The organism is Mesorhizobium sp. B2-6-1 (assembly GCF_006440475.1).
Taxonomy (GTDB): Bacteria; Pseudomonadota; Alphaproteobacteria; order Rhizobiales; family Rhizobiaceae; genus Mesorhizobium.
The window spans coordinates 16,925-26,492 of the sequence record NZ_VFUH01000011.1 but is presented as its reverse complement, the minus strand read 5'-3'; the positions used below and the strand labels follow the sequence as shown (position 1 = coordinate 26,492).

General features: G+C 62.2%; 10 protein-coding genes. 4 read left to right on the top strand and 6 right to left on the bottom strand.

Going from position 1 to position 9,568, the window contains the following annotated elements; all coding sequences use genetic code 11:
• Positions 1 to 31 precede the first annotated feature (31 nt).
• From FJ443_RS21460 to FJ443_RS21450, 3 genes are read left to right on the top strand one after another with little or no spacing between them, the layout of a single operon-like run.
• Positions 32 to 898, top strand: a complete 867-nt coding sequence (locus FJ443_RS21460) for a DUF6772 family protein (RefSeq protein ID WP_140632677.1) — start codon at positions 32 to 34, stop codon at positions 896 to 898.
• Positions 898 to 1,233 (top strand): hypothetical protein, encoded by a 336-nt coding sequence (locus FJ443_RS21455; protein ID WP_140496164.1) that lies wholly within the window; start codon positions 898 to 900, stop codon positions 1,231 to 1,233. Before FJ443_RS21460 ends, FJ443_RS21455 begins: the two co-directional genes overlap by 1 nt.
• A gap of 54 nt (positions 1,234 to 1,287) precedes the next feature.
• Positions 1,288 to 2,076: an SDR family oxidoreductase gene (locus FJ443_RS21450; RefSeq protein WP_140556663.1), complete on the top strand. Its 789-nt coding sequence runs from the start codon at positions 1,288 to 1,290 to the stop codon at positions 2,074 to 2,076.
• Positions 2,077 to 2,217: 141 nt separating this feature from the next.
• Here FJ443_RS21450 and FJ443_RS21445 read toward each other — a convergent pair whose 3' ends face one another.
• The 6 genes from FJ443_RS21445 to FJ443_RS21420 all read right to left on the bottom strand — a co-directional run bounded on the left by FJ443_RS21445 (position 2,218) and on the right by FJ443_RS21420 (position 7,000).
• Positions 2,218 to 2,520, bottom strand: coding sequence for a DUF982 domain-containing protein (locus FJ443_RS21445; RefSeq protein ID WP_140496450.1), 303 nt, complete (start codon positions 2,518 to 2,520; stop codon positions 2,218 to 2,220).
• A 153-nt stretch (positions 2,521 to 2,673) separates the two neighbouring features.
• On the bottom strand, positions 2,674 to 3,141 hold the full coding sequence (locus FJ443_RS21440; protein WP_140665774.1) for a hypothetical protein: 468 nt from the start codon (positions 3,139 to 3,141) through the stop codon (positions 2,674 to 2,676).
• A gap of 66 nt (positions 3,142 to 3,207) precedes the next feature.
• A complete protein-coding gene (locus tag FJ443_RS21435) occupies positions 3,208 to 3,672 on the bottom strand; it encodes an Hsp20 family protein (protein ID WP_140665771.1) in 465 nt (154 codons plus the stop codon).
• A 354-nt stretch (positions 3,673 to 4,026) separates the two neighbouring features.
• Positions 4,027 to 5,796, bottom strand: a complete 1,770-nt coding sequence (locus FJ443_RS21430) for a thiamine pyrophosphate-dependent enzyme (protein ID WP_140496160.1) — start codon at positions 5,794 to 5,796, stop codon at positions 4,027 to 4,029.
• A 49-nt stretch (positions 5,797 to 5,845) separates the two neighbouring features.
• Entirely contained in the window at positions 5,846 to 6,250 is a 405-nt protein-coding gene (locus FJ443_RS21425) for a DUF2267 domain-containing protein (RefSeq protein ID WP_140665768.1), read from the bottom strand.
• A gap of 147 nt (positions 6,251 to 6,397) precedes the next feature.
• On the bottom strand, positions 6,398 to 7,000 hold the full coding sequence (locus tag FJ443_RS21420) for an alpha-ketoglutarate-dependent dioxygenase AlkB (RefSeq protein WP_140665765.1): 603 nt from the start codon (positions 6,998 to 7,000) through the stop codon (positions 6,398 to 6,400).
• 164 nt (positions 7,001 to 7,164) lie between these two features.
• Between FJ443_RS21420 and FJ443_RS21415 the strand changes: the two genes are divergently transcribed.
• The gene (locus FJ443_RS21415) at positions 7,165 to 9,552 is read left to right on the top strand and encodes a phosphoketolase family protein (protein WP_140666009.1); all 2,388 of its coding nucleotides are present in this window, start codon (positions 7,165 to 7,167) and stop codon (positions 9,550 to 9,552) included.
• Positions 9,553 to 9,568 lie beyond the last annotated feature (16 nt).

The following is a 9,568-nucleotide window of genomic DNA, read 5'->3' as shown; positions in this document are numbered from 1 at the left end:
TCCAAACCAGGGCGCTGACCTCGCCGAGGCGATGCGGCTGGCGTTGTTGCGCGCGGACCCCGCGCTCAGCCGCTTCGACCCGCTGCCGCGGATATTGTCGTTCGACGATTTCGCTCGCGGCCATTGCGGCTGGTCGCAGCTTGTCGGCAACTATGAGGACGATCTGGACACCATGCTGCCGGGCTACGCGCAACATACCAGCGCCATGCTGTCGACGCTCGCGCACTGGGACGCCGGCTCACACGGGGGGATGGATTCATCCTATGCGTTGAAGGTTGCGACACGTCCCCTGCCGGGAGCCCGCAACGTCGCCATCAAACGCCACACATTCAGGAAGCGCGGACCGATCCGCTTCGAAATGTATTTCACCTTCAAGCCCGAAGCTAATGCGCTGAAGCTGTCCGAAACCGATGTGCGCTCCGTCGGCTTCCTGTTCGACCTGCAGGGCGGAGACCAGGATGGCAACAGCGATCGGGTCATGCCGCATCTGCGCTTTTTGAACGCGCTCGACGGCCAGCACTTGCAAAAATGGCAATACAAGCGCGAGACCGAGAAGATCATCCCGATCGGCAGCGACGACAAGACGATCAGCCACTATCACCTGTCGCCGGAGGGATGGCTCGACCTTCCCGGCGGATCGCAGCGCCTGTGCTACAACGAGATCCCCACCAAGGTGAACTGGACTTATCTGTGCTTCGATTTCGATCTGGAATCGATGACGGCGCTCGGGCTGCGCTGCAACGATCGCAGCTTCGATCTCTCGGGATTCGATTCGATCCGCATTCCGGCGATGAAGAACCTGTGGTGCATGCTCAATTTCGGCCTCTTCGCTGAAACCGACGTTGCCAAACGGGCCTTCCTCTATGTCGATTCCATCTGCATTTCCGGAGACTTCTGATGCTGCCCGAGAACATCACCGCGGTCGTCTCGCGCAACGAGCGCTGGCGCGGCGAGGCCGCCAGCGAGCCTTACGAGGCAGGATGGGCGCGCGAGGCGATCTTCTTCGTGCGCGCGTTGAAGCAACCTGTCGGCCCTGCGGCAACGGCGTGGATCGAGATCTCGCCGGATGGAATGCACTGGCTGCGCGAAGGCACCGAGTTTGTCATGCCGGCCGAGCGCGACGGCATGGCAATGGCGCGGCTTAGCCATTTTGGCAACTGGCTGCGCGTCGCGGCGCGTTTCGACAGCGGCGCGGAGTGCAGCGTGCTCGTGACGCTGCACCTGAAGGCCTGAACACGCCGTGCCAAACCTTGCCGCCGGCCAACCCTTACTGTTCACGGAGACATCATGATCGATCCCTATCCGACGTTTGCCCAGGACAGTTTTGCCGGCAAGACCGTGCTGGTGACCGGTGCCGCGAGCGGCATGGGTTTCGAGACCGCCCGTGCCTTTCTCTCCAAGGGCGCCGAGGTCGTGATGTGCGACCGCGATACCGAGGGGTTGGCGAAGCGCCATGACGAATTGAGCGGAACGGCCGGGACACCACCGCACAAGGTGGTGGCCGACATGGGCGACCCCGACAGCATCGCGCGCATGTTCGACTATTGCGACGCCAAGCTGGCGCGGCTCGACAACGTCGTGACCTGCGCGGCGATCATCACTGCCAAGAGAATCGCGGAGCAGGATTGGGCGCACTGGCAGCGCGTCCTCGGCGTCAATCTGCTGGGCACCTTCTTCACCGTCCAGGGGGCGGTGCAGCGCATGCAAGGCAATGCCGGCGGGGGGAATATCGTGTGCGTGGCCTCCGACGCCGGTGTGCATGGCGGCGGCGGGCTCATCGCCGACACCGCCTATGCGGCGTCCAAGGCCGGCACGCTGTCGCTGGTGAAGTCGGTTGCGCGCGAATTGGCGGGAAAGAAGGTGCGCATCAACGCCCTCAATCCGGGGCCGACCGATTCGCCGATGCATTCCCATATCGACCAGGCTCTCAAGGACCGCATCGCGGCCAATTTGCCGATGCGCCGCATGGGCCGGCCCGACGACATGGCCGCCGCGATCCTATTCCTTTGCTCGGACGCCGCGAGCTTCGTCTATGGCGCGGCGCTCGACGTTGATGGCGGCTCGATGTTCCGCTGACCGGCACCGCCAAGCATGGTGACCGGCGTTAGCACCGGTCACCGCGCCCTGCCGGCGGCACGACCTACGGAATTAGGCGCTCTCCATGACTTTGCTCGGAACCTGACATACTTGAAACCGAAGGTTCGGCGAACGTTCTCCTCAGGCGGAAATGCCGCCTCTGCCCGTCTTGATCCCCGCCATCCAGGGTATGGAGGTCGAGACGTCTTCAAGGATCCTGGCCGAGCGCGCAAAGCCGGCAAAAGCATCGCGTGCCAGCGAGGCTGGGACATGGCCGTCATAGGCGCGTTGACACGCGCGCAGGGCGGTTTCGAAAATCGGGCCTCTGCGGTTCCGGGGCCAATTCTGCAGAAACTCGAATGCATCTTCGAGGCACGCTACTTCCTCGATCATGAAATCCCCGTTCTTCACCAGAACAGGCTGCTCGAACATTTTGTCATTCATGAATTTCCTCCATTGGCTGGATGCTTTTGAGGGGTTGGACCCAACCCCTTCATTGGGGCAGTTCATCGTTTCACGAGACGCCGAACTGCTCTAACCGTCTGTTTCCACGTAATTTCCAGGGAAAAAGCGGTATGCGCTTTTCTCGGGATTGCTCTAGGCTGCTTCAGGTTCCGGCAGGGAAAATGCCCCGCCACCGCCTGCCCTCGGCGGGATCGCCGCGCAGACCGGGCTCGGAGGTGGATCGTCATCATCGTCTTCACCTCGGATGCCCGCGATCCAGCGGGACCAACTCCCTCGACGGAAGCGGCCGAAAGAACGCCGCTGGGACCGAGACGCCGCCCTGTGCGGCGGATGCCCTTGCTCGCGCTCATCCAGTGCCTTCAGCGCGCGAAGGATCTCATCCACATTCATGACCGAGCCGTCATCCAGCCTGCGCAGCGACGGAGCGTCGTCAACCGCATGCGCGTCCGAGGCCCATGAGGCAAGCAAGGCACGCTTCGCCTCAAGGCTCATGGTTGAGCAGTTAAGAACGTCGCCGGGGTTTTTCGGCACCGGCGAGACGTCGATGCGGGTCGGTTTTCTTGTGCCGGCTTGAAGAAAGATATCAGCTTCGCTTGTCATCTCCGTTCTCCGCAATCTTGGCTTCCCGGCGTTGCCGGGAGGCGGACCGCAGGTTGTTGCGACATTCTAGGCCGCCTTGCGCGACACATCCTGGCTTATCGACTTCGTTGTATTTTCAGGGTCGCGGACGCCAATCTCGATGCGACGCGGCTTGAGTTCCTCGGGCACCTCACGCACGAGCTCGATGGCGAGCAAACCGCAGTTCAGCGTCGCAGCCTTCACCCTTACGTGGTCGGCCAGCCTGAAGGCCTGTCTGAAATTACCTATCGCAAGGCCTTGGTGGAGAACTTGCCGCTGCTCTGGATCGGGCTTCTTGCGTCCGGTAACGCACAGTTCGGCGCCGTTCTGCACGAGTTCGAGCTCGTCCAGGTCGTAGCCTGCTGCCGCCATGGTGATGCGGTAATTGTTCTCATTCTTCTTTTCAATGTTGTAGGGAGGCCAGTCCGAGCGAATGCTGCTGTCGAGCATGTCGAAAAGACGCTCGAAGCCGACCGTCGTGCGGTAAAGGGGTGCAAAATCCACGCTTCTCATATCCATATCCTCCGAAAAGCAACATGGGACGCCGCAGGTGTCGCGACGCCTTTTTCATCGAGCCGAAGCCTCGACGCGAAACGATCTGGGAACGGCCAGAAATCTCTTCAAGAGGGGTCCCAAAAATTTTTTGATGCTAAGTTGCCATGCAAGAACAGTGGCTTGCGGTAGTTCTGCCGCACGACCCTTTCACTCTTGCAACAGCAGGATCTGCCCCGAAGCGGTACATGGCCCGAGACTTCCGCGATGGTCGGGGCGCCGATACCGATGCCACGGACTCGGTAGAAGTATCCCTATGCAGTGTCGCCGCGCACGTCGCCATCCGTCGCGGACGTGGGGCGAGATCGGCTGTGCCTACGCTTCCTCGGAAACTTCGTTCATCATGGACTTCAGCGGCTCCTCGCCGACATTGTCCTCGATCTGGTCGTGTCCAGGCGTGTCCGGCAGCGCCTTGCGGAAATTCCTCGCATAATCCGGTGGCATCCTGGGCGGCATCATTGGCTCATAGGCGTCCACGACGGCCTCGATGATCACCGGTCCCTGCGTGGCGAAGGCCGCCTCAAGCACGCCCTCGACCTCTTCCGGCCGCGAGACGCTGTAGCCGATGCCGCCCATGGCCTCGGCTGCCATGGCGAAATCGATGGGCTGCAGCTCGCAGCCGAATTGCGGATTGCCAAGGAACATCATCTGCTCCCAGGCGATCTGGTTCAGCATGCCGTTCTTGAGCACGAGGACCTTGAGCGGAATGCCGTGCCGGACCGCGGTCGAGAATTCGCCGAGTTGCATGGCAAGCCCACCATCGCCAACCACTGCGAAGATAGGCCGCCCCGGAAAGGCAATGCCGGCGGCAATCGCATAGGGAAGGCCGCAGGCCATAGAGGCGAGCGCTCCAGAAACCCCGAATGCCTGTCCGGCCTTCATGTCGATGTGCCTGGCAGCCATCTCGGTATTCTGTCCTGAATCGGCTGCCAGGATCGCGTTCTCAGGCATACGCCTGCCGAATGCCTTGACCACGAGTTGCGGCTTCAGCGGCACATCCGGCTTGGCTTCGGATAATGCCATTGCATCGCGCCAGCGGGTCATTTCCTGCCGCGCCTTTTCCAGGAAGGAGCGGTCGCTCTTGCGCTCGAGGCGTTCGTTGAGAAGACGCAAGGTGTCGGCGGCATCGCCTACGAGCCCTGCCTCGACGGGATAGCGCAGGCCGATCCTCTGCGCGTCACGGTCGATCTGGACGCCGCGCGCCTTGCCGGGTTCGGGATAGTATTCGATGTAGGGGAACGTCGATCCGACAATCAGCAGGGCGTCGCATTCGCTCAGCGCATCCTGCGAGGCGCGGGTGCCGAGAATGCCGATGCCGCCAGTCGTATTCGGATGGTCATCAGGGAGCACGGCTTTGCCGAGCAGCGCCTTGGCGACGGGCGCCGCCAGCAGGTCCGACGCGCGTTCGAGTTCTTCGCGTGCGCCGAGTGCGCCGCGCCCGGCCAGGATAGCGACTTTTTTCGCCGCATTGAGAATCTCAACCGCCTGGTCGAGCTGGTCGGCAGCCGGAAGCCGGCTGCCTTCGAACCATCGATCGGGGGTGTGGGAGGGCCGGTTTCGCTTCGAGCGGTCCGCCTCGGGCAACTCGTTTTCCTGTACATCGCTGGCAATCGACAGATGGGCGACCCCGCGCCGGGCAAGAGCCGAGCGGCAGGCGAGACCCGCCAGGTTTTCCATGTGGGCGGCATCGGAGACCTGCGCGTTGAAGATCGCGACGTCGTTGAAGGCGCGGGTCAGGTCGACGTCCTGCTGCGTAAAAGTCTCGATAAGGTCGTGGAACTGCATGCCGGTGATGGCAAGCACGGGAGCCTGGTCGAGCTTGGCGTCATAGAGGCCGGTAAGGAGGTGTGTGCCCCCCGGTCCCGAGGTGGCCAGGCAGACGCCCAACCTGCCGGTCCATTTGGCATAGGCGCACGCCATGAAGGCGGCAGATTCCTCGTGCCTGACCTGGACGAACCGGATGCGGTCCTGACGGGTGCGCAACGCCTCCATGATGCCGTTTATGCCGTCGCCCGGCAGGCCGAAGACGACCTCCACTTTCCAGTTGATCAGCGTGTCGACGAGGATTTCGGCGGCATTGGGCATGGCGGATTTCCTTTATTGAGCACGCCGGCCTCTCGAACCGAGAGGAGGTTCAGTGTTTCGTATCGGGATCGGGACAGAGCTGCCGTACGTCCGCAGGCAGCGAGGCGCGGATCTTTCTGATCTGGCCGGGGTCGATATGATGAAAGAGGACTTTGAAGACCGATTGAACCGCAGCTTTCGGGTCGACGGGACGCGTATCGTCCATGCCCTGCTCAACGGGGCCGAGAAACTCTTCCAGGGAACGGCTCTTTTGCGGCATGCGTGACGGCTCGAACTGCTCATAGTAGGTGCCGCGCACGAGCAGCGGCAACTGCGCTCCAAGATGCGAAGCCATGTCGACCGGAAGCCGGTCCCTGACGGTGCGCAAGACGACGCCGAGCAGGTGCCAAGCGAACTGGCGATCCTGTCCGTGGTCGGCCATGATCTCGTCCAGCCCGAGTCCGGTAGCGCTCATCGCCGCCTCCTCAATCGAATCGCTCACCCGCAAAACCCGTCGGCAAAACCATCGGTGGCAGGGAAAGTTTCATGCCCGGCCGAAATTTCTTCGCTTCGGCAGTTTACGCGAGACGCTGCACCGGCTGTCGCAGTCGCTGTCCGACAATCACAACGGCCGGAGCGTCCGCAACGTGATCGAATAGCGATGCTCTTTCACCGGCGGTATGCTGTGCTCCCACTCGGTCCGCGAGGCGCCCGCCATCAGATATGCGGATCTCGGCTCGACCGTGACGGTTTCGCGGTCCCATTTCGCACCGTTCCTGCGGCGCAGGCGGAAACTGCACGCAGCCAACAGCGACACTCCGGCGACAATGCCGAAGTGCGGCTTGTCGCGATGCCATCCGATGCCGGCGCCCGGTCGATATTCGTTGATCAGGACCTGCACGAAATCGGTGGCAGGCAGGCCGGCAAAGCCGGCTACCTTGTCCCTCAAGGGCAGCAAGAAACCTGGTATGGACGGCGCCTCCATCACCTGGCGCCGCTCATAGTCGTAGCGCAGGCCGAAGCCTGCCACGCGCCTATTGGCGAGATAGCCGTGGAAATCGAATGGCTGGAAGGGCAGGCTCTCGAGCTCCCGCACCAGTTCAGCTTCCTGCGCCGGCGTGATCAGTTCGGGCCGGTAACGAAATCCTTCCGGCAAGCTGTCGGGCGCACCAAAGAGGTCGTCCTGGCGAGGGTCCGTGGGATTGCTGGATCCGGGCGATGGCATCGCCTTTAGATGGTGAAATCCGCGGCTGAGACAAGATTTGCCCGGCCGGCCGCGTAAGGCGGCTCGCATTTCATGGGAACCTCGACTTCGCTGTCGGATTATTCAATGCGGGCGGCACGCATCGTATTTCAACCAGCTTTGCCAAGGAGAAACTCGTGCGGGCAATGCGTAGCCGGCCTGAACAAGGAGAGCTCGATCTTATCGACCGTTATTGGCGGGCGGCGAATTTTCTGTCGGTCGGACAGATCTATCTGATCGACAACCCGCTGCTGAAGGAGCCGTTGCGGCCGGAGCACATCAAACCTCGCCTGCTTGGCCACTGGGGGACCACGCCTGGGCTGAATTTCATCTACGTCCATCTCAACCGCATCATCAGGCAGCGTGATGCCGACGTGATCTACATTTGCGGCCCAGGCCATGGTGGACCGGGGATGGTCGCCAATACCTATCTCGAAGGGACCTACAGCGAAATCTATCCCGAGGTCAGTCGCGACGAGGATGGGCTGCGCAAGCTCTTTCGCCAATTCTCCTTTCCGGGCGGCATCCCGAGCCATGCCGCCGCGGAAACGCCGGGGTCGATCCATGAGGGCGGCGAACTCGGCTATGCGCTGGCTCACGCCTATGGCGCCGCGTTTGACAATCCGGACCTCGTCGTGGCCTGCGTGATCGGCGACGGCGAGGCGGAAACGGGGGCGCTGGCAGCCTCCTGGCATTCGAACAAATTCCTCAATCCGGTCCATGACGGCGCTGTCCTGCCGATCCTTCATCTCAACGGCTACAAGATCGCGAATCCGACGGTGCTCGCCCGGATCGACGCGCAGGAGTTGCGAAGCTTGCTGGCTGGATATGGCTATGAACCTTTTTTCGTCGAAGGCGACGAACCGCGGGCGATGCACCGGCTGATGGCCGAAACGCTCGATACTGTCTTCGATCGGATCGATGAAATCCAGAAGGAAGCGCGCGAGACCGGCAGAGTGGATCATCGGCCCCGCTGGCCGATGATCGTGCTGAGAAGCCCGAAGGGCTGGACCGGCCCGAAGGAGCTGGATGGCAAGAAGGTCGAGGGTTTCTGGCGCGCGCACCAGGTGCCGATCACCGACCCGCGAAACGATGCAGGCCATCTCGCAGCTCTGGAAAATTGGATGCGCGGCTATCGGCCCGAGACGCTTTTCGATGAAGCGGGCAGGTTTCGAAACGAGCTACAGGCCCTGGCGCCGGACGGCGAGCGGCGCATGGGCAGCAATCCACATGCCAATGGAGGGATGCTCAAGCAGGAGTTGCGATTGCCGGATTTCCGCCACTTCCGGGTCGCGGTCCCGAAACCCGGCGGCGCAAGGGCCGAGGCGACGAAGCTCATGGGAGCGTTCATCGAGGAGGTCATACGGCTGAATGCCGATGCCCGCAATTTCAGGCTCATGGGACCGGACGAGACATCGTCAAACAGGCTGGACGCCGTGTTCGACGCGACCGAGCGCGTCTGGATGGAAAAGATCGAGCCTTATGACGAGCATCTGGGGCGCGACGGCCGCGTCATGGAGGTGCTGAGCGAACATCTTTGCCAAGGCTGGCTGGAAGGATACCTGCTGACCGGCCGGCACGGCCTCTTCTCATGCTACGAGGCGTTCATCCACATAGTCGATTCCATGTTCAACCAGCACGCCAAATGGCTGAAGGTCTCGCGCGAACTTGCCTGGCGGCGGCCGATCGCGTCGCTCAACTATCTGTTGACCTCCCATGTGTGGAGGCAGGACCACAATGGCTTCAGCCATCAGGATCCCGGCTTCGTCGATCTCGTCGCCAACAAGAAGGCGGACATCGTGCGCATCTACTTCCCGCCGGATGCCAATACGCTGCTCTGGGTCACGGATCACTGCCTGCGAACCTACAATCGGGTCAACGTGATCGTTGCCGGCAAGCAGCCGGCTTCCCAGTGGCTGCCGATGGACGACGCCATACGTCATTGCGAGGCCGGCATCGGGATCTGGGATTGGGCGGGAACCGAGCGTGGAGAAGAGGATCCCGACGTGGTGATGGCCTGCGCGGGAGACGTGCCGACGCTGGAGACGCTCGCGGCTGTCGACCTTCTTCGCCAGGCGATACCGGATCTCGCCATACGCGTCGTCAACGTAATGGACCTGATGGCGCTGCAACCCAAGGAGCAGCACCCCCACGGCCTGGCGGACGCGGAATTCGACAGGCTGTTCACGACCGGCAGACCGGTGGTCTTCGCCTACCACGGCTATCCCTATCTCATTCACCGGCTGACCTACAAACGGGCCAATCACGACAACTTCCACGTTCGCGGCTACAAAGAAGAGGGCACGACGACCACGCCCTTCGACATGGCGGTGCTCAACGAACTGGACCGTTTTCACCTAGCCATCGAGGCGATCGACCGGGTGCCGGGGCTGAGCGCCAGGGCAGCCGATGCGAGGGCCCGATTTGCCGACGGCCTGAACGAGCACACGCGCTATGTTCGCGAACATGGCGAGGACATGCCCGAGATCCGGAACTGGGCCTGGCGCGACAAAGCGGGCGCGGCGGATGGTTAAGGCTGTGCCCGCCGGG

Bases quoted from the DNA above. Each gene is read 5' to 3' on its own strand.
- FJ443_RS21440 (WP_140665774.1), bottom strand. From the start codon at position 3,141: ATGACAAGCGAAGCTGATATCTTTCTTCAAGCCGGCACAAGAAAACCG.
- FJ443_RS21420 (WP_140665765.1), bottom strand. From the start codon at position 7,000: ATGCCATCGCCCGGATCCAGCAATCCCACGGACCCTCGCCAGGACGAC.
- FJ443_RS21445 (WP_140496450.1), bottom strand. From the start codon at position 2,520: ATGAATGACAAAATGTTCGAGCAGCCTGTTCTGGTGAAGAACGGGGAT.
- FJ443_RS21435 (WP_140665771.1), bottom strand. From the start codon at position 3,672: ATGAGAAGCGTGGATTTTGCACCCCTTTACCGCACGACGGTCGGCTTC.
- FJ443_RS21425 (WP_140665768.1), bottom strand. From the start codon at position 6,250: ATGAGCGCTACCGGACTCGGGCTGGACGAGATCATGGCCGACCACGGA.
- FJ443_RS21430 (WP_140496160.1), bottom strand. From the start codon at position 5,796: ATGCCCAATGCCGCCGAAATCCTCGTCGACACGCTGATCAACTGGAAA.
- FJ443_RS21455 (WP_140496164.1), top strand. From the start codon at position 898: ATGCTGCCCGAGAACATCACCGCGGTCGTCTCGCGCAACGAGCGCTGG.
- FJ443_RS21460 (WP_140632677.1), top strand. From the start codon at position 32: ATGCGGCTGGCGTTGTTGCGCGCGGACCCCGCGCTCAGCCGCTTCGAC.
- FJ443_RS21450 (WP_140556663.1), top strand. From the start codon at position 1,288: ATGATCGATCCCTATCCGACGTTTGCCCAGGACAGTTTTGCCGGCAAG.
- FJ443_RS21415 (WP_140666009.1), top strand. From the start codon at position 7,165: ATGCGTAGCCGGCCTGAACAAGGAGAGCTCGATCTTATCGACCGTTAT.